Source organism: Companilactobacillus paralimentarius (assembly GCF_963227125.1).
Classification (GTDB): domain Bacteria; phylum Bacillota; class Bacilli; order Lactobacillales; family Lactobacillaceae; genus Companilactobacillus; species Companilactobacillus paralimentarius.
The window spans coordinates 197,542-220,556 of sequence record NZ_OY724131.1; the positions used below are offsets into that span (position 1 = coordinate 197,542).

Consider the following 23,015-nt stretch of genomic DNA (forward strand, 5'->3'; position numbering starts at 1 on the left):
GCGGGCTTGTTCCACTCTCTGATTTTTATGCTCGGTGCCAAGCGGCGTAGCCGATTGTTGGGAAGATTCCTATTAATCGGCTGATTTGCTCGCGGTCGAATTTGAATTCGATGGCTGGTAATAATGCATTGACGGCATCTTGAGCTTGATCACTTACTTCGGTTACTCCGATTAAATGACCGTCTTTATCATGAATTTGTTTACTTTCAGCGATTGGTTCTTTGTCTACTTGGTAGTACCAGTAGTTGGCTAGGTCATTTGTACTGATTTCGTAGCCCTTCTTTTCGGCTTCATCGACTGAAATTCCGGCTTGGGCAATCCGTGGTGATGTGAAGACAACTGACGGGATAACGGGATACTTGATGGCATCGGTTGTTTGTCCGGAAAATAGTTTCATTAGATATTTGGATTCGAAGTAGGCAGCTGGTGTGACTTTTGGTAGGTCATTGGAAACAACGTCTCCGGCAGCATAAATATTATCTACATTTGTTTGCAGATGGTCATTTACGAAGACTCCAGTTTTATCAAATTTAACACCAACTTTGTCGAGGCCTAATTCATCTAAGTTAGGAATACGGCCAGTTGCGTCTAAGATCCAATCGGTATCAAGGGTTTGATTGTCACCATAAGTTATTTGATATCCGGAATCAGTTTTGGTGAAGGCCTGAACGTTAGAATTTTCAATAAATTTAATGCCGCGTTCTTTTAAGTCGTTAACTACTTTTTCAACGTAAGGTTGATAGAATTTTCTCAATACTTTATCTGAATGAAGCATAACGGTAATGTCAGCACCAGTTTCGTTGGCGATGGTAGCGAATTCCATCCCGATATAGCCAGATCCGACAATTGTAATTTTCTCAGGTAAAGTCTTGAGGTTTAAAAAGTCTTCACTGTCATGAGCTAATTCAGTGCCAGGAATATCTAGACGATGTGGTCTGAGGCCAGTTGCGATAACGATTTTTTCAGCTGTGACTTCAGTTTTGCCATCAACAATTACAGTATGATTATCTTTAAATTGAGCGTGGCCATGAATAATTGTAGCGCCAGCATTTTCCAAACGGTCGGTTAATCCTTGAGGTAACACATCGATAATTTCTTGTTTATGTTCAATGTTTTTAGTCCAATCAATCTTTAAGTCGCCTTTGAGGATACCATTCATCCGTTGAGCTTCGCGGGTCATCTTGACGGGTTCGTCAATTGTGATTTTAGCATTACAACCACGGTTGGGACAGGTTCCACCAACGAGTCCGCTCTCGATGACGCCGACGGAGACACCGGTTTCTGCTAAAGGGGCACCACCATCAAAAGTTGCATGACCAGCACCAATGTAGAGTACATCATAATCGAATTTTTTTGACATTAAAGTATCCTCCAAAAAATTATTTTATACTTCCAATGTAAAACATTTCGTATACCATGACAATTAATATGGTAGCCGCTTATGAAATTTCTTTGGCAGAAGTAGTGGGGTAGGATTAAAATGATCAAAAAGGAGAGTCAGAATATGGATGTTGAAATAAAACGTGATGGTTTAACTTTACGTGGGACATTAGTTAAACCACAAACTGAGGAATTCAATTTAGTAGTTTTGATGCATGGTTTTACTTCCAATCGTGGAGTTGATCCAGATCAACTACTTTATCAATTGGCACAACGTTTTGAAGCTGAAGGTATGGCTACTTTGCGTTTTGATTTTAATGGTCACGGACAAAGCGATGGTCGTTTTCAGGATATGACGGTTTTGAATGAAATCAGTGATGGTAAAGCCATTTTGGATTATGCTCGTGGTATTAAGGGTGTTAAGAAGTTGTATCTTTTGGGACATTCTCAAGGTGGAGTTGTTGCTAGTATGATTGCTGGTTATTATCATGACAAAATTGATAAATTGGCACTTTTGGCACCGGCCGCAACTTTAAAAGATGATGCCCTAAAAGGTGATACACAAGGTTACACATATGATCCACAAAATATTCCAGATACTTTACCAATCAAAAAAGGTTTAACATTAGGTGGTTTTTATCTTCGAACAGCCCAAACCTTACCGATTTATGACGTTGCTAAAGAGTATCAAGGTCCAGTTTGTTTGTTGCATGGTTTGAAAGATACCGTAGTCGATAAAATTGCTTCAACTAGATACGATGACGTTTATCAAAATGACCAGTTACATTTGTTAGATGATGCTGATCATGGTTTTTCTATTGGAAATTCTCGTCAAGAAGCCTTGAATATAACGACTGAATTCTTTTTAGAGAGAGCGGAATAAGCCCGGTTAGATTCTGAGCATTTGCAGGACTTTGCGAATTGGCTGCGAAGCAGACAGTTCGTGAAGTCAGGCAGAGCACAGGAATCTGGCTTATGTAGCTCGTTTCCACAATAAAGCATAGAACTTTGGTTATTTATAAATAAAAAATCAGTACAAAAAAACTCAGCGTAAGACCATCAATATGGTTAATACACTGAGTTTTTTTAGTCTTTAAACTTTAAGATTTTCTCAACAGGCTCACGTTTTGATTGATAAGTGTTGATTGTAGCATCTTTAGGATAACCAATAGAAATACCAATAACCAAAGTTTCGTCGTCAGGAATTTCCATTGCCTGGCGGATAACGTCTGGAAAACGGACGCTGGTGTACGTTGGAATTGTATCTAGTCCCTTATCTTTAGCCGCTAACATCAAAGTTTGGGCAAATGAACCGGCATCGAAGACGGACCAAAGTGAAGACCCTTTAGGAATCGTAAGAAAAATTATTGCGGGTGAATGATAAAGATTAGTGCTGACACCACTCATTTTCTCGTGAGCTTCATCAAAGTTTTTAAAATGGTGGACAATTTCATGACGCCATTGTTTCATATTGATTTGAGTCTCGGAACTCCAGTCATCACGGTGCATGACTGGGAAGTCGGGATTACCTTTTTCTGAATCTTTTTGGACGTAAGTATCCTTAATATTTTGGAGAGTTTTGCCTGTAGCGACGTAAACTTTCCAAGGTTGGGAATTGACCCAAGAAGGGGCACGTTGGGCGAGCTTAATAATTTCTGTTAAATCTTTTTGAGTGACTGGTTGATCTTTGAAATCACGAACCGAGTGACGATGATTAACGACATCTGTAAAATCCATATTTTTCTCCATTTCTTTTTAGTATTACTAAAAGCTATAGTAATCCATTATTAATAAGTATTTAACATTATAATAGTCAATCCGTATAATGAAATCAATGAGTTAGGAAATGAGGTAGTCGTTTGGAATCAAAATTAAACTTAGATACGCCAGCATATGATGAGATTCAGAAAAATATCGATGTAAATCAAAAATTAGTTCAAGAATTGAATACTGGTGCGCATGATATTGATGAAGTTCGCAAAGTGGTCAGTCAAATCATTAATGAGAAGGTTGATCCATCGACTGAAATTCGTTTACCTTTTTACACCGATTATGGACGTAACTTGCACTTAGGTAAAAACGTCTTCATTAATGCCGGCGTAACTTTCACTGATTTAGGTGGAATTTATATTGGAGATAAGGTTTTGATTGGACCGAATGTGACGATTGTTTCAGTTAATCATCAGATTGATCCTAGTCAAAGACGACATCTAGATCTAAAACCAGTTTACATTCACGATAACGCTTGGTTGGGCGCAAATGTCACTGTCACGCCGGGAACAATTATTGGTGAAAATGCGATCGTAGGGGCTGGAGCTGTGGTGACAAAAGATGTTCCTGCTAATACGATTGTGGCTGGAGTACCAGCTAAAATTATTAGAAAAATTGAGGTAGAAAATTAATGAGTTTAAAAGATAAAGTAGTTGTAATTATGGGAGCTTCTAGTGGTATTGGTGCCGCTACCGCAAAACTTTTGGCTAGTGAGGGTGCTAAAGTAACTATCGCCGCTAGAAGAATGAATCGTTTGGAGGAAATTAAAAAAGATAATCCTGATGGTGATATTTTAGCAGTAGAAGCTGATGTTACTAAGGCTGATGAAGTTCAAAATGTTATTGATAAAACTGTAACTGAATATGGTTGTGTTGATGCTTTGTTCAATAATGCAGGAATCATGCCAGTTAATAACTTGGACCAAATTGCTCGTGATGAATGGCAAAATATGATGGACATCAATGTTAAAGGTGTTCTAAATGGTATTGCGGCAGCTCTACCAATTATGAAAAAACAAAAGAGTGGTCATGTGATCACCACTTCATCAGTTTTAGGCTATGAAGTTTTGCCCGGTTATGCGGCTTATTCAGGTACTAAGTATGCCGTTCGTGCAATTATGGAAGGACTTCGTCAAGAAGAACATCAGAATAATATTAAGACGACAATTATTGCTCCAGGTTCTGTTAAGACTGAACTATTCAATTCTATTAATAATGATGAAGTACGTAATGGTTTGAAAGGGGCTATGAAGCAACCTGGTTCAGAAATGATGGCCCTTCAACCAGAAGAAATCGCCCAAGCAGTTGCTTTTGTAATTGATACACCAGCTAATATGGCTGTAAATGAAATGGTAATTCGTCCTACAGGACAAGAAGTATAAACAAACTTATAATAGAAACGGTTACAAACAAGGAGGATTTTTATGACAGTTTTTGATGAAACATTTACGATGAATAATGGTGTGAAGATTCCTAAATTAGCATTAGGTGTTTGGGAAATTCCTGACGATCAAACAGCTGATGCTGTAAAGAGTGCGGTTAAGATTGGCTACAGACATATTGATACTGCTCAAGCATACGGCAATGAACGTGGTGTCGGTGAAGGTGTTCGCAATGCTGGAATACCTCGTGACCAACTTTTCGTTAATTCAAAAGTTGCGGCCGAAATCAAAAATTACGATGAAGCTAAACAATCAATCGATGAAACTTTAAGCAAGATGGGCTTAGATTACTTGGATATGATGATCATTCATAATCCACAACCTTGGAAAGAAGTTAACCAAGGTAACGACCGTCACTTTGAGGGTAATTTGGAGACATGGCGTGCAATGGAAGACGCCGTTAAAGCAGGCAAATTAAAGACTATCGGTGTTTCAAGTTTCCAGAAAGAGGACTTGGATAATTTGATTAAGAATAGTGATACTAAACCTGCCGTCAATCAAGTTCAAATCCATATTGGTGATACACCAACTGACATCATCAAGTATTCACAAGATAACGGGATTGTTGTTGAAGCATTCTCACCAATTGCCCACGGTGCTGCTATGAACAATGATTTGATCAAGAAGATGGCTGCTAAATATAATGTTTCAGTACCACAATTGTGCATTCGTTATGACTGGCAATTAAATGTTGTCGTTTTACCTAAGACAGCTAATCCAGATCATATGAAGTCGAACGCTGATATCGACTTTGAAATTTCGGACGAAGACATGAAGACTTTGGCAAAACTTGACCAAATGGAATATGGCGATGCTAGTGTATTCCCAGTCTTTGGTGGGAAACTATAAAGAACTATTAGTATAAAAAACGTTTATATTAACTCATGTATATGGGAAGTAAAGTGCCTCATAATTGTTAGAAGAGAAATCTAATAATTATGAGGCACTTTTTTTGATATTTTTTCTAGTACAGTTAAATTTCACGTATCTTAAAAATAGTTAATAATCAAAATCACTATTTTTCTATATTGAAATCTCAATTATAGTGATTTAAAAATAATAACTTTTGTTTATATTTCAGTCGATAATGAAGAAAAGGCATAAAAAAATAAAATGATTTTAGAAAAATGGTGTATTCAAACTCCAATTAAGTCAAAACAGTGTTTGTTTTATAAAATTAAGTCATTTGAAATGTATAAGTTTATCGAAATATTGGTTATATTTTTTTTGATAGTGGTAGATTGCAACAATTAATCGAATTTTTCGGACAAGTCACCAAAGAAGACTTGGAGTGGCGTTTTCCACCCTAAACATTTCCGGGGACGCCAGTTTAAGTACTTTGAGATCATAGTCAGCTCTTCGTCCGTAACGCTCTCAATTGGCTGGTTCTTTGGAATGTGTAGCCGAATCTCGCGGTTCAACCGTTCGTTGGTTCCGCGTTCATGTGGCGCATACGGGTGGGCAAAATAATGGGCAATTCCGCAGGCTTCAATTTCCTTGAAGCCTGCGAATTCCTTACCGTGATCACTGGTGATTGACTTGACCAAGCCGCGCAACTCCTCGTTAAGCTCTAGGATTGCCTTAGTCATAGCTTTACTATCACGTCCCGGTAAACGACGAATAATCATTAGTCGGGACTTACGATCAGTAAAGGTAGCTAGGACCTCGCCCCTGGTTTTTCCTGATAGGATGGTATCGACTTCAAAATGACCAATCTCTTGACGCAGGTTAGCCTCGTCCGGGCGTTGGTTGATAAACTTCGCCCCACGTGTGTACTGACCACGACCGTCGTGGCTCTTTCGGTACCGCACACCGTGGTCTGGAAGGACCTCGCGTTTGATGTCCAACCAGCCCTTGTCCAGCCAGTTATAGAGGGTTTTGAATGGCATTTGGAGAATATGCGCGATGACTTCAAAACTCCACCGCTGTTCGAGAATGATCCCACGGACGAATTCTCTTAAATTCTCTGTTAGAAGAGTTTTCCGCCCCCGGTGAGTTAGCTTCTTTTCGCGGTCTTCCTGAGCTTGATCAGCGTCATAGTATCCCTTAGGACAGCGCTTTAGTTCATAGTTGATGGTTGAAGGAACTACACCAACTTCTTCAGCAATTTGTTTTTGTGAGTAACCAACCTTAAGCAGCGTTTGGATGACAGTTCTATCCGATAATGTTAAAATGTGACTCATGGGTAATGGACTCCTATTGTTTATAGTTTTGTCACTTAAAACAATACCGGGTCCATTGCCCTTTTTCTATCCAAATTTTTCGTCTGGGTAGAATTCTATTTAATCTTACAATCTACCATTCTTAAAAATAATTGATATCATTTACTATCAAATGACCTTAAATAGCTAATTGTGAGGTAGAAAAAAGCTGAGAATAATATTCCCAGCTTTTTTAAGTATTATATTTCGAAAACTCCATTATTGAATGGTAACTCAACAACAACGTTATCAGTTAAAGTGAATTCTTTTACGCTTTCAAAGACTTTCTTAAAATCAGTGGCTTCATCATTGCTGAAAAGTTCCATGATTTTCTTCATGATGTCAGCTTTATCCATTGATGTGTGGAATTTGTAAAAGTCTAAAACTTTTCCAGTAGAGTTCATGGCAACAAAAGTACTACTATTCTTATTAGTATATAAGTAACAAACGTTATCCAAGTAACCAGTAGCTTCCTTTTTGTAAAGTTTTAAGTTATCCAATCCAATATTTGATAATTTAACAAACTTAGTTTGTTTATCCATTGCTATACCTGCATTTTCTATTTTATTTGTAATATCTATGTATAAGTTATTTTGAGTGCGTTTAGAGCTTTTGTCAAATTGAAGGAGTTAGCATTACCTAGTTTGGAATGCAAGTGGTTTACATAATTTGTAACACAATTGTAACTTATGAAGAAACTTTTAACGTGATATATTAAATACCTGTTGTTAAATATGTAATTAAATATAGGAGTGTGCAAATGCCACGTAATTTAAAAGAAGAAATTGTATTCACAGCCATTATGGCCGGATTGATGGTGCTAGTAATGACGGGATATAATGTTGCCATGGCTCAGGGGCTCAGCAGTGGGTTGCCAATGGCAATTTTAAGCGCCTATCCACTAGGTTTAGGTGTAGCTATCGTATTGGATCTACTAATTGTTGGACCAATCGCTAAAGGATTAGCTTTCAAATATATTATTAATGATTATATGAAGAAAAATACTGTTTTGATCGGTATCACAATCTCAGTTTTGATGATTTTTGGTATGGTAACTTTGATGTCATTCTTCGGAATCGCCGTTGAAGGCAAACTATCTCAAGGACATGTTCTAGCTACTTATGGTCATACTTGGATCTTTAACTTGATTGTTGCTTTACCTCTACAACTATTGATTGTTGGACCAATTGCTCGTGGAGTATTAGGTAAAATGCAAAAGACAGTTGCTAAAGTTGAAGAAACAGAAGCAGAAACAAAGGCAGCTAAAGAAGAAATTTAATTTAGATCCGTTAATCTAAAAGGCTTCATTACATTCAATTGTTGAGTGTGATGAAGCCTTTTTCTATGAAATTAAATTAATTCCGAAATCACGTTGAGAACTTGATAATTGGCATATTTTCCCAATTCAGTGAGAAAATCATCAAGTTCAGAATTAGAGTGAAAGGCACCGTGAATCATGTAATTCATTTGGCCCGATATTTTGTAGTGATGACGGATAAAGTTTCGTTTGGAATCAACGAAATTGAGATATTTTTTATTACTGCGGAAATCCATCTTAGTTTGAATAAAGACTTGAAAATTGTAGCCCATTTTGTCTAAATCAACTTCAATGGTATATTTTTTAATGATTTTTTCATCTTCAAGTTGTTCAATTCGAGCAGCAACAGCTGGTGGAGTGAGATTAACGAGTTTAGCTAATTTGTTTTTCTTAATGCGGCTATCTCGATTGAGATGTTTTAAAATTTTAAGATCAGTATTATCCACTTTATTCAATTCTTTCTGTATTTAAGATTCAATATATATTATACGATAGTAGATTTTTACAAAAGAAATAATAATTTTTACTTAGCTTTGTTAAAGGCAGTCATTAGACGGAATCCGATGGCTGCTATTTTAAATTCTCCAAAAATTGCTTGAATGAGTGTGTAATAATGTAATCTTTTCGGTAAATAAAAGAAATTGGCAAAGTTGAAAATTGTTCCGGTAGTTCGACTTTCTTGAGAATTCCCTGATTGAAGTAGGGTTGGACAACTTTTTGCGGTAGGAGACTGATACCTAAACCAGCGCTAACACTGGCAATAATAGCATTTAGGTAATTAAATTCGATAGGATGATGGATCATGATCTGCTTTGAATCTAGCCAACTTTCCAAAGTTTTGCGATAAGCGCAACCGACTGGAAAAACCAATAAAGAAGAATTTTCAACGTCGATATCGGATGTATTAGCGGTCACTAAACAGAGCTTCTCAGCCATCAAAGGTAGACTAACAAGTTTTTGATCACTAACTTTACCACCAATAATTGCACCATCTAGTTCGTAATTGAGAACTCTTTGCGCACTTAACAAGGTCGTGCCAGTCTCGATTGAGAGTTCAACTTGAGGATTCTGCTGATGGAATTTAGACAGTATTTGAGGCAGAAAAGTCGAAGCCGCAGTTTGTAAAGTGCCAATTTTCAAATTACCATGGATCTCTTCGGGATGTTGCAATTGATTGATAGCATCGTCAGTTAGGTTGACTATTTTAATAGCTTTGGCGTAGAAGTCTTTACCATTGTCAGTCAGAGTAATACCACGATTGGTTCGAAAAAATAATTTAGTATTCAATTCGTTTTCCAATTGTCGTAATTTGGCAGAAATATTTGATTGCGCGTAGCCCATTTCTGCGGCAGCACCGGAGATACTGCCTTTTTGAGCGATAGTAATAAACATTTGTAGAGTATTTGTATTCATAGTTAACTCCTGATATATGAATTTTGGTACGGCTAGTTTCTCGTTGTCATAGTTTATTATATATCCAAGCGACCATATACTGTTCTTGTAAGTTAATTCAAACAAAAAATGAGGTCGCTAAATATGAGATTTTCAACAGTCAAAGTAAACGGGTTAGATGTTTTTTATCGTGAAAGTGGTGATAACAGTAAACCAACATTCTTGTTATTACATGGGTTTCCAACTGCCAGTCATATGTTTAGAAATTTGATGCCAATGTTAGAGAATGATTTTCATGTGATTGCTCCAGATTTCATCGGATTCGGTCAATCAGCTGCACCAGAACATACAAAATTTGATTATACTTTTGCTAATTTAACTAATTATGTTGATGGATTCTTAGATGCTATGGAAATTGATAAATTTTATCTTTATGTGTTTGATTATGGTACACCGATTGGTTTTAATATTGCTGCTAAATATCCAGAAAGAATTTTGGGAATCGTTAGTCAAAACGGTAATATTTATCAAGAAGGATTAGGTAAGAAATGGGAAGGCCGTAAGGATTATTGGCAAAATCCTACACCAGAATTACGTGAGAGTTATAAGTCAGCATTCCAACCAACAACGATTAAAGGTCAATATACTGGTGGTGAAAAAGAGAGTAGCGTATCTCCGGATGGTTATACTTTGGACATTCACTACACAGAATCTCCCGATTATGCTGAAAGACAATCGGATTTGATTTTTGATTATCAAAGTAACGTGGCTAATTATCCTAAGTATCAAAAATATGTTAAAGATTATCAACCTAAGATCATCGCAGCTTGGGGTAAAAACGATCCTAGTTTCGTCTATCAAGGTGCTCAAGCCTTTACCAAAGATGATAAGAATGCAGAGGTACATTTGTTAGATGGTGGTCACTTTGTTTTGGAAACACATTGGCGAGAAATTGGTCAATTGATATTGAATAAATGGGCTAAATAAAGAATAAATATAGCAGGTAATCGTATTTTGATTATCTGTTTTATTTTTTAAGCAGGAAAGACCATATTCCAAACTTTTTTTCGTATTTATAAGTATAGGGAGTTGATTGCAAATTAATATCAATATATACTTCGTATATACGGAGGCGATGATATGAGTGTTAAAGCAAGAAAAGTAGGTAATTCTAAAGTTTTTACTATACCTCAAAATATAAAACCGACCGATGGAGAATATGAAGTATTTCAAGGTCGTCATGGTTCAATCGTGTTCTCCCCCAAGAAAACCAATATTTTTAAAGATAAAAAGTTCCTTAAAGAACATGATCTTAAACAAAAAGAAGAATTCAACGATGAATCAATAGGAGAGGAAGAAATTGACTGAATATATTCCTGAAAAACAGGACGTGGTGTGGTTAAATTTCAACCCATCATCAGGTAAAGAAATTGGGAAAAGACGTCCGGTCTTAGTTTTGAGTAATAAAGAATATAGTAAGGTTACAAATTTGGTTTTGATTTGCCCAATAACTCATGCCAAGAAGAATCATTTAAGAATGACAGGCTTGCTTATTCCCATTACGGAAGTTCCAGGAATAGATGGATTTATAAATCCTCTACAGATACATACCTTTGATTATCAAGCTCGCAAGATTGATAAAATTGGAGAGTTAGATGATAGTACCTTTTTTGATGTTATTAGAATAGTTAATGACATAATTGAATAAAAGCAAAAAGAGTAACGTTTCTTAAAATAAGTTTTTACTCAAATTGGGTTAAAGCGTGATTGTGCTTAAATTCCCATCTTCCGCAAGAATTGGAAATGTGTTGGAACGCTATGGGCATGACTTGAAGCTAATAATTTCACCTTCGGCAAAATTATGGATCTCCAAGATCAGCCTTATTGTAAGCGGCAAAGCCGCCAACAATAATGTCATAGCTGAACACATTTCCAATTCTTACTCCAGACTAAATAACATTTCAATTATTTTTCTTGAAGTAAGCATGTTCAGTACGTGATTTTGTAAAATGATTTAATTTAATAAGATGAAAACAGCCTCTATTAAGGGATTCAAGTAAAGAATATATCTTGAATACTTAATGGAGGCTGTTCTTTTAATTATCCTGTTGTAGTTTAGAATGTCTGATTCCATAGGCAAAGTAGAAAATCACACCTAAAATTAACCAGAATGAAACGGATACTTTAGTTAAGTTTGGTAACATGACAATGAAGTAAACACTGAATAGCCCTGAAAGTATTGGTAATACTGGATATAATGGCATCTTGAAATCGTCGTTTGGAATGTCTTTACGATGTCTCAAAGGAATAACGCCAAATGAGATAAAGGCGAATGCTAATAATGTTCCAGCATTAATCAATGAAGCTAATTGTGTTAGTGGTACTAAAGCTGCGAAGAATGTTTGAATAATGGTTGCGATGATAATAGCGTTGGTTGGTACGGCGCGTTTGGAACTAACATGGCCTAAGAACTTAGGTAGTAGGCCGTCACGTCCAAGCGCATAAACTAATCTAGAACCACCGAAAAACATAGTGATCATAGCTGTAAAAATACCAATCAGAGCGCCTAAAGTGATAATTTTATTCCAAGCGCCTAGATGAATAACTTTCAACGCATAGGCTGCGGGATCGTCAACATTTAATTTAGTATAGTGAACGATTCCTGTTAGAACGAAAGAGAAAGCTACGTACAGTACAACTGCTACAATAACAGTTCCAATAATACCTTTGACAACGTTCTTACCGGGGTCAACAGTTTCAGCTGAATTAGCTGCCAAAGCATCGAAGCCGATGAAAGCAAAGAAAACAGTAGCAGCAGCAGTAGAAATACCACCCAGACCGAATGGTGATGAATGAAATTTAGCTGGATAGAATGGTACGTAATTGGATGTCTTAATATAAAAGACACCGACTACGATGAAGAGAATGATGATTGCCACTTTAACGACTACGGCAATATTTTCAATTCGTTTAGATAAGTCAACACCGTGAAAAATAATGAAAGAAACAATTAAAACGATAAGACCAGCAGTTAAATTAATAACGCCACCTTCTAAAGGTCCAGCTTGTAAGGCTTTAGGTAGTGTAATGCCAAAGGCAGCTAAAATGTTGTCATTAAAGTACGAGGCAAAACCGGTAGCCTCGGCTGAAACTGCCAAAAAGTATTCAAGAATTAAAGCCCAACCGAGTAACCAACCGACGAATTCACCATAGATAACAGAACCAAAGGAATAGGCTGAACCGGCAACTGGCATAGCGGACGAGAATTCAGCGTAAGCCATACCGACCATTCCAGAGACTAGCGCTGCCACCAAGAAAGCAATAACAACAGCTGGTCCTGCATGTAGTGCTGCTTCGTGCCCTGGTAGGATGAAGATCCCTGTACCAATAACGGCACCAATTCCAAGTGCAACTAAGTCTTTAGCGTGTAAAGTTCTTACCAAGTGAGAATCGGCTTTGACATAGTTTTCAACACTTTCTTTTTTAAAAATATTTTTCATGAAAATCCCCCTAATAAAAAAGAAAAACGTAATTTTTATTATTACTCAAATATTAAATGAGTACAACTTATTTTTTAACTTTATTAAAGAGAAATTAAGAAAAATTGACATCTGATGAGCAAGATATGTGAAAGAAAATCGTATTTCGTGAGACAATATAGTTGTAAATTATATTTCCAAAAGAGTATGATTTATCAAATTAAGATAAATTAAAGAGCTAATGGAAAGGATGACATTATGTTACAAATCATGGGGTTATCATCAATCGTATTATTAACACTGATTTTTAAAAAATTGGAGAGTACTCCAGCAGTGTCTCCAGTTAGAATTAATCGTAAATAATTGAATATATTGAATACAGAGGGAACTTCGTTAACGTAATTTGTTGATGAGGTTCTTTTTTAGTATTGGTTGATAATTTTTTGAAGTTCATTCAAGTAGGAATTTTTTAAAGCTTGAGGATAATTAATTTTGACGTTATTACCTAATGAAAGAAGATATTGAATCATGTAGTCGAATTCTTCCTGATTGTAACCGCCATAGAGGTAATATTGACGGTCAACTTGTTTCAGTTTCATATTAGGGTAGTTATTCTTTTGAAATAATTCGACACCAAGCGGAGTCAAACTACATTCAAAGGGGATGTTATGGTAGTTTTTTTCATAATCATCCTGAATTTCTTGCATTTGTGTATGAGTTAGAGTTGTTTGGGTATAGTTGGGTGAACAGTTTTTCATTTGGTCACAACGATAAGTGGCCCAGTTTTTACTTTCAAAGTTGTAAATATTACAGAACCAAATTCCGTGACGATATAACAAATCAGATACTTGAATTGTTTGTTTTCTATTATGGAAGGTTAAATTCAGAGCATTTTCTTCCAAAATTGACTGCAAAATAATATTTAAATCCAGCGGAGCCGAAATAGAAGGTATCTTATAATATTGAACTGATTTTTGTAACTTGATGACGGCCTGCTGCTGAATTTTAGTTAGAGTCGCCATCAGTTTGTCAGAGATATGCTTATAAGGCTTCTCAAATGGGGTGGCAGAGAGGGAACTTAGGGCGTTGAGAGCAAAGAAAATAGCATTGATCTCTTCGAGATTGAAGGTTACGGGGATCAATAGTTGGCGATTAACGATGTGAAAACCACCATAGCGGCCATTTTCGGTGTAGAAACTTAGGCCCATGTTTTCGAGATCAGTGATATCACGCAAGGCCGTTCGTTTAGAGATTTGAAATTCGGTTACTAGGTCATTGATATGAAAAATTGATTTGTTGCTTAGAAAAATTAATTCTTGGTTGAGTCGTTCAGCTTTATTCATTTTTATTTCCTTAATGGTGTCATAGATTGTCACCATTGAATTGTAGTATTAACTTATCAATTAAGACAAGGACAAATTAAAAATGAAAACATTAATTATTAACGCTCAACCAGATTTTCGTAATGGAGATCATTACTCAATTAAACTTCAACAATTATTTCTCAAAAAATTTCAAGTAACCTTCCCTAAAGAGACGGTCGATTTAATCAATCTTTATGACATGGAGATTCCTCAATTAACTACGGATCAACTTTTAGGTATTTGGGAAAAACAAGCTAATCACATTACTTTAAATAATGAAGAAAAACGAATTTTTCAAATAAATCAGGATTTGATTCAACAATTTAAATCCCATCATCGTATTGTTATTGTCTCACCGCTCCATAACTTCAACGTGACTTCTAAAATGAAGGATTACATTGACAATATTCTAGTGGCACATGAAACTTTCAAATATACAGCCGAAGGTTCAGTTGGTTTGATGACAGACAATTATAGAGTGATGTTACTTCAGGCTAGTGGCTCGATTTATACAAACAATGACCGTTATACGCCATTGGAGTTCTCAAGAATGTATTTGCAAGGTATCTTCGAAGAACTCATGGGCTTCGATAATTTTTTGATTGTGCGTGCTCAAGGGTTACAAACTAATGGTATTGACGTAAGTAAAGCTATGGAGCAGGCCAAGAATGATTTGAATATTGAATTTGCTAAATTTTACGAGCAATAAAAGTGTTCTTTTACGCCTGAACCATGGCATAATGAAGCTAGATTCGACAAATTATAAAGTGAGGTTGATTAGATGAAGCAATTTACACTTGAGGAATTAAAAAAATATAATGGTGAAAATGGCCAACCAGCTTATGTAGCTATCGATGGAGTTGTTTATGATGTAACTGATGTGGAACCTTGGCAAGGTGGAAAACATCATGGGAACGTTGCTGGTAATGATTTGTCTGAGGCTATTATGAAATCACCACATAAACATTCTGTTTTAGCAAAATTAAATGAAGTTGGAAAATTGGAGGAACGCTAATAAGCGTTCTTTTTTATTACCATTCATAAGTTAAACTTATCAATTGGCTTTAAATTTGAAATTGGTTGAAATACGGTTTGCCTGTAAGATATCACTTGTAAGTTAAGTTGATGAAGCAAGTAAGAGGTAAGTTGTATAAATGAATAATGAAGTTATCGTATTGTTTGGTGCCGGTTCAATCGGTGAAGCAATTATTAGAAGAGTCTCGGCCGGTCGTAAGTTATTACTAGCTGATTACAATGAAAATAAATTAACCGAGATGAAACAACATTTAACGGAAGCAGGCTTTGTAGTAGAAACAATCAAGGCAGATCTTTCTTCCAGAGAGTCTATTAAAGAAGTAGTTGCAAAGGCCCAATCTCTTGGCGATATTATGGGATTGGTCAATGCAGCTGGTGTTTCACCTTCACAAGCTAGTCCTGAACAAGTTTTGAGAGTAAATCTTTATGGAACTTCGGTTTTATTGGAGGAATTTGGTAAAGTAATGGCTCCCGGCGGAGCAGGAATCGTGATCTCATCACAATCGGGTCATCGTTTGCCAGCTTTGTCACTAGAGGATAATCATGCTTTGGCAATGACACCAACTGAAGAACTATTAAATCTATCAATTTTACAACCAGATGTTATCAAAGATTCATTGGTAGCTTATCAATATGCTAAACGGACCAATGTTTTACGAGTGGCCGCTGAATCAGTTAAGTGGCAAAAACGTGGTGCTAGAATCAATGCAATTAGTCCTGGTATTATCATGACGCCGTTAGCCATTGATGAATTGAACGGACCACGTGGTGCAGGTTACAAGCAAATGTTTGATTCAATGGTTACGAAACGTCCAGGTACGCCAGACGAAATTGCTAATTTAGCTGAATTATTAATGGATCGTCGTGGTGCCTTTATTACGGGGAGTGATTTCTTGGCTGATGGTGGTATTACCGCTCAATATTGGTACGGCAATGTTTCAGAAGTACGTAATAGTGGAGCACAAAAATAAATTTTTGAGGAGATTTTAATTATGAAAGCAGCGACCTTTGTAGAACCAGGAAAAATGGAAATTAGAGAATATGCTAAACCAGAAATTCAAAAATCAACTGATGCAATTATTAAAATTGTTCGTGCTTGTGTTTGTGGATCTGATCTTTGGTGGTATCGTGGTATTTCAAAACGTGAACCAGGTTCAACTGTCGGACATGAAGCCATTGGTATCATTGAAGCCGTTGGTTCAGAAGTTAAAGATGTTAAAGTAGGCGACTTTGTGATTGCTCCATTCACCCATGGCTGTGGTCATTGTGCTGCTTGTCTAGCTGGTTTTGATGGTGATTGTTTGAATCAAGAAGCTGGTGGCAATGGTGGTTATCAAGGTGAATACTTGAGATTCACTAATGCTAACTGGGCTTTAGTTAAGATTCCTGGTCAACCAGAAGATTACTCTGATGATATGCTTAATAATTTCCTAGCTTTAGCTGACGTTATGGCCACAGGCTTCCATGCTGCAACTAGTGCCGAAGTTAAAAAAGATGATACTGTCGTCGTTATGGGAGACGGTGCCGTTGGTTTGAGTGGTGTTCTTTCAGCTCATCTATTGGGTGCTAAGAGAATTATTGCCATGAGCCGTCATGAAGACAGACAGAAGTTAGCTAAAGAATTCGGTGCAACCGATATTATTCCTGAACGTGGAGATGAAGCAGTTGCTAAAGTTATGGAATTAACTGGTACAGGTGCAGATGCAGTTCTTGAATGTGTTGGAACAGAACAGTCTGTTGATACAGCTGTTAAAGTAGGCCGTCCTGGTGCTGTCGTTGGACGTGTCGGTGTACCTCAAAAAGCTGAAATGAATACTAATAATCTTTTCTGGAAGAACATTGGTCTACGTGGAGGGATTGCCTCAGTAACAACTGATGATAAGAATATATTGTTGGATGCTGTTTTGAGTGGCAAGATCAACCCCGGAAAAGTCTTTACTAAGAGATTTACACTTGATGAAATTCAAGATGCATATGAAGCAATGGATAAACGTACGGCTATCAAATCTTTGATTGTTGTAAGTGATAAATAGGAGAAAATAATGAAAAAAGTTTTAATCATTGGAGCAACTGGTACAATTGGCGGTGCTGTTCGTCAAACATTATTGAATGATACTGACAATCAATTAACTTTGTTTGCTAGAAGCGCTAGTCGTTTGAATACTAGTGACCGCGAAACAGTTTTAGCTGGGGATGTAACGAAAGATAGCGATTTGGATAAAGCTATTGCTGGTCAAGATGCCGTCTTTGTCGCTTTAAGCGGTAATTTAGGTCAATTTGCTAAAAAGATTGTTGCAGCAATGGATCGCAATAATGTTTCACGTTTGTTGTTCATTACATCAATGGGGATTTATGACGAAATACCGGCCTCAGTTGGTGCTAGTGGTAATTTGAGAAGTAATTCAATGTTACGTTCATATCGTGAAGCGGCCGATGTAGTTGAAGGTTCTGATTTGAACTATACTGTTATTCGTCCTGGCTGGTTTACTAATGGTCCTGTTGATTATGAAATCACGAAGAAGGGTGAACCCTTTGGTGGACATGACGTTTCGATCAGCTCAATTGCTGATTTTGTAAAGAATGCGATTGCTGATGATAGTTACTATTCACACGATAGTGTTGGTTTGAATACAAAATAAGAAAAAGTAGCCTCTTTGACAGAGACTACTTTTTTTTAGGATAAATTAAATGGTAACAAATATAGTCAAAAGCGGTGACTAATAACGTAATTGAGAAAAGCCATCCAAATGGATCTTTGAAATTAAGACTGATATCGAAATTGTAAACTCCATGATTGATGGCAACATTCTTTATAGCGTATGCAATGATTAAAGCCCATAACACTGTAGTTAAGATAGAAGTATACTTACGCATATTATCATTTCCTTTTAGTGAAATTGTTTATAATATTAATAATAGTTTAGGAATATGTAAATTAATAGTAAAAGTTGAGGTGTAAAAATGTTTCAACAGATGCAATACCTTATATCAATTGTAAAAAATCATAGTTTTACGCAAGCAGCGGTTGATTGCAATATTTCGCAATCGGCCATTTCACAACAAATGAAAGAATTAGAGAGTCGTTTGGGCGTGAAATTGTTGAATCGGAAAGGGCGTAGCTTTGAAGTAACTGAAGCCGGCCAGTATTTTTATACACATAGTCAAGATATTTTGGCCAATGTGGATCAATTGATTAAAAATACTGTCAAGATTGAAAAGAATGACGAAGTAGAACTTCATGTTGGTTATTTGAGAAGTTTTGGAACAACCGAATTTTTACAGACAGTTTCTAAATTTACGCAAGAATTTCCTAAAGTTAAAATCAAGATTAGCAGCGGGACACATGAAGAACTCTATGAACTGTTGCGTACAGGTAAACTAGATTTGAATTTCTCAGATCAACGTCGAGCTTTATCGAATGAATATCAAAATGAATTTTTGACGTCTAGTGAATTTATGGTTGCGGTAAATCATTCTTTGCCAGTCGATGATAGAAAAATTGATATTGCCGATTTGGCTGATATACCATGTATCTTGATTCTAGATGGTAATCAACAAAAAGCCGAGGAAGAGTATTACCGAGACATTTTAGGAGTAAAAAGTGAATTTGTTGTGGCTAAGAATTATGATGAAGCCCAGATGTTGATTGCTTCTAATCAAGGGTACTTGATAATTAATCGTCGAATGCGTAAGCAATTGGATCAAGATATTGTGAAGATGATTCCTTTAATAAAAGGTGATCGCAAGTTAATTCAAAATTATTACGCCTATTGGCAAGCCGATAATTCTGGGTATTATATCGAAACGTTTGCGGATTTATTGAAGCAAAGTTTTGCATAACTTTTACTTATGAATAGGCCTTAGTTTTAGAATAGTTTAGATATAAAAATGTTGGTATCATGCTCTTTGTAAGTTAAGGAAGCGTGATAGAAATGACAGATAAAGAAACAATTATGCAATTATATCGTGATGAAAATACGGCAATGGTAAAAAAGGATATTAACCGTTTAAATGAAATCTTAGCTTCATCAATGACTTTGACTCATATGACTGGTTACGTGCAACCAAAATTAGAATGGATCGATCAGATTCAAAACGACGAAATGCAGTATTTATCTTCTAAAGAAGATGACATCAAGAATATTGAGATTAATGGTAGCAAGGCTAGTTTAGTGGGTCAAAATCAGGTTCAAGCTAAAACCTGGGGTGGAGGTGTAAACACTTGGCCTCTACAAATGAAAATGTACTATGAGAAAAAGAATGGCGAATGGATTATCACTAATCAAGTTGCCAGCACATACTAAAAAAGATAGCTGATTGAAATTAGCTATCTTTTTGATATTATTTAACGATATTTATTTTAATACGATCCAAAGGAATTTCACGTGGAACAAACTCTTCATCAGTTTGTCCTAAAGTTAGTGCAAAAACACCTTTGAATCCAGTAGGTAGAACGTTGTTAGGAATTGAACCAACACTAGACATATTGTAATTAGCACCTAATCCTTGATTTTCAGCGGCCAATTCCATGTTGTGAACGATAGCCCCAGCTGAGACATCCTCCATGGCATCAGGGTCTTCAGCAGAAACCACAATAACGGTTGGAGCATCATAAATACCACTCATTTTACTTAATACACTTGAGTCCTGAATGACTGTTAGACGATAATTGTTGTATTCACCCATACCAACGGGACTAGCATTAGCGGCAAGTAAAATTTTATTTAAATGTTCATCAGTAATTTGACCGGTGTAATGACGAACAGCCTTGCGTGAACGGATCATTTTTTCAGTTTCCATATATCAACACTCCCTTATTATGTTTCTCTTTCTATAATAATATAAATAAATTTATATGGATCAAAATGCTGCAATCAATTTTTTTTGACAAAATTCGGTTATAATTGTTTCATTTTTATAGAAAGTCGTATAAAGTTAATATTATAGTAAATTAGAAAAATATTAAAAATAAATTAGAGGTAGCTCATGTCTGAAATTAAACATTTTTATGAAACATTTCATCCAGCACACTACGATATTTTTATAGATATCGATCGTGATGCTAAGACCATTTCCGGAACAACTAAGATTAATGGTGATGCTAAAGAAAAGACAGTCTCAATTAACCAAAAATACTTGAATATCAAATCAGTTGAAGCTGATGGCGAAACTGTACCTTTCAAAGTTGATGACGAGAATGAAGGAATTCACATCGATCTTGAAAAGACAGGTGAAACTACTTTAACAATTAGTTATGATGCTAAATTGACTGATTCAATGATGGGTATTTATCCTTCATATTACGAATTGAATGGCGAAAAGAAACAAATCATCGGTACACAATTTGAAACAACTTTTGCTCGTCAAGCCTTCCCATGTGTTGATGAACCTGAAGCTAAGGCTAAATTTGATATCGCTATCAAATTTGACGAACAACCTGGCGAAACAATTTTGGCTAATATGCCAGAAATTCGTAACGAAGATGGTGTTCACTACTTCGATACAACTGTACGTATGTCAACATATCTTATTGCCTTTGCCTTCGGTGATCTTCAATCTAAGAAAACTAAGACTAAGAGTGGTGTAGAAGTTGGTGTCTTTGCTACTAAGGCCCATAAGGCTAAGGAATTAGACTTCACTCTTGATATTGCTAAACGTGCAATTGAATTCTATGAAGACTTCTATCAGACACCATATCCACTTCCACATTCATGGCAATTGGCACTTCCTGATTTCTCAGCTGGTGCTATGGAAAACTGGGGACTTGTAACTTATCGTGAAGCATACTTATTACTTGATCCTGATAACACATCAATTGATACAAAGATGTTAGTTGCTACTGTTGTTACTCATGAATTGGCTCACCAATGGTTCGGTGACCTTGTAACTATGAAGTGGTGGGATGATCTCTGGTTAAATGAAAGTTTTGCCAATATGATGGAATACGTTGCAGTTGATGCTATTGAACCTGACTGGCATGTTTGGGAAATGTTCCAAACATCTGACGTTCCTGCCGCCTTACAACGTGATGCAACTGATGGTGTTCAATCAGTTCACGTTGAAGTTCAAGATCCAGCTGAAATTGATGCTTTGTTCGATTCAGCCATTGTTTACGCTAAGGGTGCCAGAATGCTCGTTATGGTGCGTGCTTTACTTGGTGACGACAACTTACGTAAAGGTTTGAAGTTATACTTCGAAGCTCATAAGTATGGTAATGCCAAGGGTGCTGACTTGTGGAGTGCTCTAGGTGAAGCTTCAGGTATGGATGTTGGTAAGATTATGAACTCATGGCTAGAACAACCTGGTTACCCAGTAGTTTCAGCTAGTGTAGTTGATGGCAAACTTACATTGTCACAAAAACAATTCTTTATCGGTGAAGGTAAAGAAGTTGGTCGTCAATGGCAGATTCCTTTGAACAGCAATTATGATGTTGCTCCTAAGATTATGGCTGATCAAACAATTACTTTAGGCGATTATGAAGAACTACGTAAAGCAAATGGTAAGCCATTCCGTCTAAATGTTGGAAATAACTCACACTTTGTTGTTAAGTATGACGAAACACTTCAAAAAGATATCTTCGATAATATCGATTCAGTTGATACTATTTCTCAACTTGGATTGCTTCAAGATCTCCGTCTTTTGGCTGATGCTCGTCAAATTTCATATGCTGATGTTGTACCAATGCTTGAAGATTTCTCAGAGAGCAAGTCATCAACAGTTACAGCTGCAATGTATCGTATTGCCAATAACTTGAAGAAATTCGTTAAACCTAATACTGATGAAGAAAAAGCTTTGCAAGCCCTCTATGCTAAATTGAGTGCTAAACAAGTTGCTCGTCTTGGCTGGGAACCTAAGGCTGGAGAATCAATTGATGATCAATTGACACGTCCATACGCTTTGAGTGCTGCTTTGTATGCCAAGGATGAAAAAGCTATCTCTGAAGCTCATAAGTTATTTGTTGCTAACAAGGATGACTTGGCAGAATTACCAGCTGATATTCGTCTCTTAGTAATTAGAAATGAAGTTAAGAATTATGGTAGCGAAGAACTAATCAATAGCTTGTTGAATGAATACAAGACAACTTCAGATCCAAGTTACAAGAACGATTTATCTGTTGCTATTCCAAGTACAACTGACAGCAAGTTGATTGGTGAAATTGTTGATAAGTTCGAGGATGCTGATATTATCAAACCTCAAGATCTACGTGCATGGTATCGTGGTATTTTGAATAATGATGAAGGTCAACAGGCTGCTTGGGATTGGATCAGAAGTGACTGGCAATGGTTGGAAGATACTGTTGGTGGTGACATGGAATTTGCTACATTTATCACTGTCACATCATATGCCTTCCATACACCAGAACGTTTCGAAGAATTCAAGAAGTTCTTTGAACCTAAGATCAATACACCGGGATTGACTCGTGAAATCACAATGGATATCAGTATCATTGAGACTAAGGTTAACTTGGTTGAAGATGAAAAAGATGCTGTTAATGTAGCTATCAAAAATGCTTAATTTTTGATTATAAAAGATTAAAATATTTAAATAAAAAGTTTGGAGAAATGACAAAAAGGGCTCTTTGTCAAATCGTATTGATGAATAGTTTTTGTATAGAAGGCAACCTCATGTAGGTTG

General features: G+C 36.4%; 26 protein-coding genes. 16 read left to right on the forward strand and 10 right to left on the reverse strand.

Annotated features, from left to right (window positions below; all coding sequences use genetic code 11):
- Window positions 1-25: 25 nt before the first annotated feature.
- Window positions 26-1,360: a dihydrolipoyl dehydrogenase family protein gene (locus ACI6PB_RS00925; RefSeq protein WP_404327607.1), complete on the reverse strand. Its 1,335-nt coding sequence runs from the start codon at window positions 1,358-1,360 to the stop codon at window positions 26-28.
- A 144-nt stretch (window positions 1,361-1,504) separates the two neighbouring features.
- Here ACI6PB_RS00925 and ACI6PB_RS00930 point away from each other — a divergent pair, with 144 nt between their 5' ends.
- Window positions 1,505-2,263 carry an alpha/beta hydrolase gene (locus ACI6PB_RS00930; RefSeq protein ID WP_404327608.1) on the forward strand — a complete coding sequence of 253 codons (759 nt, stop codon included), beginning with the start codon at window positions 1,505-1,507 and terminating at the stop codon, window positions 2,261-2,263.
- A 203-nt stretch (window positions 2,264-2,466) separates the two neighbouring features.
- Here ACI6PB_RS00930 and ACI6PB_RS00935 read toward each other — a convergent pair whose 3' ends face one another.
- Entirely contained in the window at window positions 2,467-3,117 is a 651-nt protein-coding gene (locus tag ACI6PB_RS00935) for a nitroreductase (RefSeq protein ID WP_404327609.1), read from the reverse strand.
- Between the two features lie 122 nt (window positions 3,118-3,239).
- Between ACI6PB_RS00935 and ACI6PB_RS00940 the strand changes: the two genes are divergently transcribed.
- From ACI6PB_RS00940 to ACI6PB_RS00950, 3 genes are read left to right on the forward strand one after another with little or no spacing between them, the layout of a single operon-like run.
- Window positions 3,240-3,782, forward strand: coding sequence for a sugar O-acetyltransferase (locus tag ACI6PB_RS00940; protein WP_025085459.1), 543 nt, complete (start codon window positions 3,240-3,242; stop codon window positions 3,780-3,782).
- Window positions 3,782-4,531: an SDR family oxidoreductase gene (locus ACI6PB_RS00945; protein WP_404327610.1), complete on the forward strand. Its 750-nt coding sequence runs from the start codon at window positions 3,782-3,784 to the stop codon at window positions 4,529-4,531. The genes ACI6PB_RS00940 and ACI6PB_RS00945 overlap by 1 nt, the downstream gene beginning before the upstream one ends.
- A gap of 42 nt (window positions 4,532-4,573) precedes the next feature.
- Entirely contained in the window at window positions 4,574-5,440 is an 867-nt protein-coding gene (locus ACI6PB_RS00950) for an aldo/keto reductase (RefSeq protein ID WP_404279080.1), read from the forward strand.
- Between the two features lie 401 nt (window positions 5,441-5,841).
- On the opposite strand, the gene ACI6PB_RS00955 is transcribed toward ACI6PB_RS00950, so the two are convergent.
- A complete protein-coding gene (locus ACI6PB_RS00955) occupies window positions 5,842-6,774 on the reverse strand; it encodes an IS30 family transposase (RefSeq protein WP_404327571.1) in 933 nt (310 codons plus the stop codon).
- 218 nt (window positions 6,775-6,992) lie between these two features.
- Window positions 6,993-7,334 (reverse strand): hypothetical protein, encoded by a 342-nt coding sequence (locus tag ACI6PB_RS00960; protein WP_404327611.1) that lies wholly within the window; start codon window positions 7,332-7,334, stop codon window positions 6,993-6,995.
- A gap of 218 nt (window positions 7,335-7,552) precedes the next feature.
- Between ACI6PB_RS00960 and ACI6PB_RS00965 the strand changes: the two genes are divergently transcribed.
- Window positions 7,553-8,071, forward strand: a complete 519-nt coding sequence (locus ACI6PB_RS00965) for a DUF2798 domain-containing protein (RefSeq protein WP_025085598.1) — start codon at window positions 7,553-7,555, stop codon at window positions 8,069-8,071.
- A gap of 71 nt (window positions 8,072-8,142) precedes the next feature.
- Here the strand turns inward: ACI6PB_RS00965 and ACI6PB_RS00970 are convergent, their stop codons facing one another.
- Together ACI6PB_RS00970 and ACI6PB_RS00975 are read right to left on the reverse strand one after the other, a co-directional pair.
- Window positions 8,143-8,556 (reverse strand): Lrp/AsnC family transcriptional regulator, encoded by a 414-nt coding sequence (locus ACI6PB_RS00970; protein WP_025085597.1) that lies wholly within the window; start codon window positions 8,554-8,556, stop codon window positions 8,143-8,145.
- Window positions 8,557-8,680: 124 nt separating this feature from the next.
- Window positions 8,681-9,523, reverse strand: a complete 843-nt coding sequence (locus ACI6PB_RS00975) for a LysR family transcriptional regulator (protein WP_034544237.1) — start codon at window positions 9,521-9,523, stop codon at window positions 8,681-8,683.
- 123 nt (window positions 9,524-9,646) lie between these two features.
- Here ACI6PB_RS00975 and ACI6PB_RS00980 point away from each other — a divergent pair, with 123 nt between their 5' ends.
- From ACI6PB_RS00980 to ACI6PB_RS00990, 3 genes are all read left to right on the forward strand, one after another.
- Entirely contained in the window at window positions 9,647-10,489 is an 843-nt protein-coding gene (locus ACI6PB_RS00980; protein ID WP_404327612.1) for an alpha/beta fold hydrolase, read from the forward strand.
- Window positions 10,490-10,642: 153 nt separating this feature from the next.
- Window positions 10,643-10,870, forward strand: a complete 228-nt coding sequence (gene mazE, locus ACI6PB_RS00985; RefSeq protein WP_025085595.1) for a type II toxin-antitoxin system PemI/MazE family antitoxin — start codon at window positions 10,643-10,645, stop codon at window positions 10,868-10,870.
- Complete coding sequence (locus tag ACI6PB_RS00990; RefSeq protein ID WP_404327613.1) at window positions 10,863-11,210, forward strand: type II toxin-antitoxin system PemK/MazF family toxin; 348 nt, start codon at window positions 10,863-10,865, stop codon at window positions 11,208-11,210. The genes mazE and ACI6PB_RS00990 overlap by 8 nt, the downstream gene beginning before the upstream one ends.
- Before the next feature lie 388 nt (window positions 11,211-11,598).
- On the opposite strand, the gene ACI6PB_RS00995 is transcribed toward ACI6PB_RS00990, so the two are convergent.
- Together ACI6PB_RS00995 and ACI6PB_RS01000 are read right to left on the reverse strand one after the other, a co-directional pair.
- Window positions 11,599-13,002, reverse strand: coding sequence for an APC family permease (locus tag ACI6PB_RS00995; protein WP_404327614.1), 1,404 nt, complete (start codon window positions 13,000-13,002; stop codon window positions 11,599-11,601).
- 401 nt (window positions 13,003-13,403) lie between these two features.
- The gene (locus ACI6PB_RS01000; RefSeq protein WP_404351090.1) at window positions 13,404-14,324 is read right to left on the reverse strand and encodes a helix-turn-helix transcriptional regulator; all 921 of its coding nucleotides are present in this window, start codon (window positions 14,322-14,324) and stop codon (window positions 13,404-13,406) included.
- 82 nt (window positions 14,325-14,406) lie between these two features.
- Between ACI6PB_RS01000 and ACI6PB_RS01005 the strand changes: the two genes are divergently transcribed.
- The 5 genes from ACI6PB_RS01005 to ACI6PB_RS01025 all read left to right on the forward strand — a co-directional run bounded on the left by ACI6PB_RS01005 (window position 14,407) and on the right by ACI6PB_RS01025 (window position 18,019).
- On the forward strand, window positions 14,407-15,054 hold the full coding sequence (locus ACI6PB_RS01005) for an FMN-dependent NADH-azoreductase (protein ID WP_056955961.1): 648 nt from the start codon (window positions 14,407-14,409) through the stop codon (window positions 15,052-15,054).
- A gap of 72 nt (window positions 15,055-15,126) precedes the next feature.
- A complete protein-coding gene (locus ACI6PB_RS01010; protein ID WP_025085591.1) occupies window positions 15,127-15,360 on the forward strand; it encodes a cytochrome b5 domain-containing protein in 234 nt (77 codons plus the stop codon).
- 139 nt (window positions 15,361-15,499) lie between these two features.
- The gene (locus ACI6PB_RS01015; protein ID WP_404327616.1) at window positions 15,500-16,351 is read left to right on the forward strand and encodes an SDR family oxidoreductase; all 852 of its coding nucleotides are present in this window, start codon (window positions 15,500-15,502) and stop codon (window positions 16,349-16,351) included.
- Window positions 16,352-16,372: 21 nt separating this feature from the next.
- Window positions 16,373-17,413: a zinc-dependent alcohol dehydrogenase family protein gene (locus ACI6PB_RS01020; protein ID WP_404327617.1), complete on the forward strand. Its 1,041-nt coding sequence runs from the start codon at window positions 16,373-16,375 to the stop codon at window positions 17,411-17,413.
- A gap of 9 nt (window positions 17,414-17,422) precedes the next feature.
- A complete protein-coding gene (locus ACI6PB_RS01025; RefSeq protein ID WP_404327618.1) occupies window positions 17,423-18,019 on the forward strand; it encodes an NAD(P)H-binding protein in 597 nt (198 codons plus the stop codon).
- A gap of 25 nt (window positions 18,020-18,044) precedes the next feature.
- Here ACI6PB_RS01025 and ACI6PB_RS01030 read toward each other — a convergent pair whose 3' ends face one another.
- Window positions 18,045-18,254, reverse strand: coding sequence for a hypothetical protein (locus ACI6PB_RS01030; RefSeq protein WP_025085587.1), 210 nt, complete (start codon window positions 18,252-18,254; stop codon window positions 18,045-18,047).
- Window positions 18,255-18,341: 87 nt separating this feature from the next.
- Here ACI6PB_RS01030 and ACI6PB_RS01035 point away from each other — a divergent pair, with 87 nt between their 5' ends.
- Window positions 18,342-19,220, forward strand: a complete 879-nt coding sequence (locus ACI6PB_RS01035) for a LysR family transcriptional regulator (RefSeq protein WP_025085586.1) — start codon at window positions 18,342-18,344, stop codon at window positions 19,218-19,220.
- Window positions 19,221-19,312: 92 nt separating this feature from the next.
- Window positions 19,313-19,684, forward strand: coding sequence for a nuclear transport factor 2 family protein (locus tag ACI6PB_RS01040; protein WP_404327619.1), 372 nt, complete (start codon window positions 19,313-19,315; stop codon window positions 19,682-19,684).
- Between the two features lie 37 nt (window positions 19,685-19,721).
- On the opposite strand, the gene ACI6PB_RS01045 is transcribed toward ACI6PB_RS01040, so the two are convergent.
- Entirely contained in the window at window positions 19,722-20,180 is a 459-nt protein-coding gene (locus ACI6PB_RS01045) for a nitroreductase family protein (RefSeq protein ID WP_404327620.1), read from the reverse strand.
- A 186-nt stretch (window positions 20,181-20,366) separates the two neighbouring features.
- On the opposite strand from ACI6PB_RS01045, the gene ACI6PB_RS01050 reads away from it, so the two are divergent.
- On the forward strand, window positions 20,367-22,895 hold the full coding sequence (locus ACI6PB_RS01050; protein WP_404327621.1) for a M1 family metallopeptidase: 2,529 nt from the start codon (window positions 20,367-20,369) through the stop codon (window positions 22,893-22,895).
- The last annotated feature ends 120 nt before the right edge of the window (window positions 22,896-23,015 follow it).

Excerpts from the sequence above, each read along its gene's own strand:
- ACI6PB_RS00925 (WP_404327607.1), bottom strand. The coding sequence starts at position 1,360 with ATGTCAAAAAAATTCGATTATGATGTACTCTACATTGGTGCTGGTCAT.
- ACI6PB_RS00930 (WP_404327608.1), top strand. The coding sequence starts at position 1,505 with ATGGATGTTGAAATAAAACGTGATGGTTTAACTTTACGTGGGACATTA.
- ACI6PB_RS00935 (WP_404327609.1), bottom strand. The coding sequence starts at position 3,117 with ATGGATTTTACAGATGTCGTTAATCATCGTCACTCGGTTCGTGATTTC.
- ACI6PB_RS00945 (WP_404327610.1), top strand. The coding sequence starts at position 3,782 with ATGAGTTTAAAAGATAAAGTAGTTGTAATTATGGGAGCTTCTAGTGGT.
- ACI6PB_RS00950 (WP_404279080.1), top strand. The coding sequence starts at position 4,574 with ATGACAGTTTTTGATGAAACATTTACGATGAATAATGGTGTGAAGATT.
- ACI6PB_RS00955 (WP_404327571.1), bottom strand. The coding sequence starts at position 6,774 with ATGAGTCACATTTTAACATTATCGGATAGAACTGTCATCCAAACGCTG.
- ACI6PB_RS00960 (WP_404327611.1), bottom strand. The coding sequence starts at position 7,334 with ATGGATAAACAAACTAAGTTTGTTAAATTATCAAATATTGGATTGGAT.
- ACI6PB_RS00965 (WP_025085598.1), top strand. The coding sequence starts at position 7,553 with ATGCCACGTAATTTAAAAGAAGAAATTGTATTCACAGCCATTATGGCC.
- ACI6PB_RS00975 (WP_034544237.1), bottom strand. The coding sequence starts at position 9,523 with ATGAATACAAATACTCTACAAATGTTTATTACTATCGCTCAAAAAGGC.
- ACI6PB_RS00980 (WP_404327612.1), top strand. The coding sequence starts at position 9,647 with ATGAGATTTTCAACAGTCAAAGTAAACGGGTTAGATGTTTTTTATCGT.
- mazE (WP_025085595.1), top strand. The coding sequence starts at position 10,643 with ATGAGTGTTAAAGCAAGAAAAGTAGGTAATTCTAAAGTTTTTACTATA.
- ACI6PB_RS00995 (WP_404327614.1), bottom strand. The coding sequence starts at position 13,002 with ATGAAAAATATTTTTAAAAAAGAAAGTGTTGAAAACTATGTCAAAGCC.
- ACI6PB_RS01000 (WP_404351090.1), bottom strand. The coding sequence starts at position 14,324 with ATGAATAAAGCTGAACGACTCAACCAAGAATTAATTTTTCTAAGCAAC.
- ACI6PB_RS01005 (WP_056955961.1), top strand. The coding sequence starts at position 14,407 with ATGAAAACATTAATTATTAACGCTCAACCAGATTTTCGTAATGGAGAT.
- ACI6PB_RS01010 (WP_025085591.1), top strand. The coding sequence starts at position 15,127 with ATGAAGCAATTTACACTTGAGGAATTAAAAAAATATAATGGTGAAAAT.
- ACI6PB_RS01015 (WP_404327616.1), top strand. The coding sequence starts at position 15,500 with ATGAATAATGAAGTTATCGTATTGTTTGGTGCCGGTTCAATCGGTGAA.
- ACI6PB_RS01020 (WP_404327617.1), top strand. The coding sequence starts at position 16,373 with ATGAAAGCAGCGACCTTTGTAGAACCAGGAAAAATGGAAATTAGAGAA.
- ACI6PB_RS01025 (WP_404327618.1), top strand. The coding sequence starts at position 17,423 with ATGAAAAAAGTTTTAATCATTGGAGCAACTGGTACAATTGGCGGTGCT.
- ACI6PB_RS01030 (WP_025085587.1), bottom strand. The coding sequence starts at position 18,254 with ATGCGTAAGTATACTTCTATCTTAACTACAGTGTTATGGGCTTTAATC.
- ACI6PB_RS01035 (WP_025085586.1), top strand. The coding sequence starts at position 18,342 with ATGTTTCAACAGATGCAATACCTTATATCAATTGTAAAAAATCATAGT.
- ACI6PB_RS01040 (WP_404327619.1), top strand. The coding sequence starts at position 19,313 with ATGACAGATAAAGAAACAATTATGCAATTATATCGTGATGAAAATACG.
- ACI6PB_RS01045 (WP_404327620.1), bottom strand. The coding sequence starts at position 20,180 with ATGGAAACTGAAAAAATGATCCGTTCACGCAAGGCTGTTCGTCATTAC.
- ACI6PB_RS01050 (WP_404327621.1), top strand. The coding sequence starts at position 20,367 with ATGTCTGAAATTAAACATTTTTATGAAACATTTCATCCAGCACACTAC.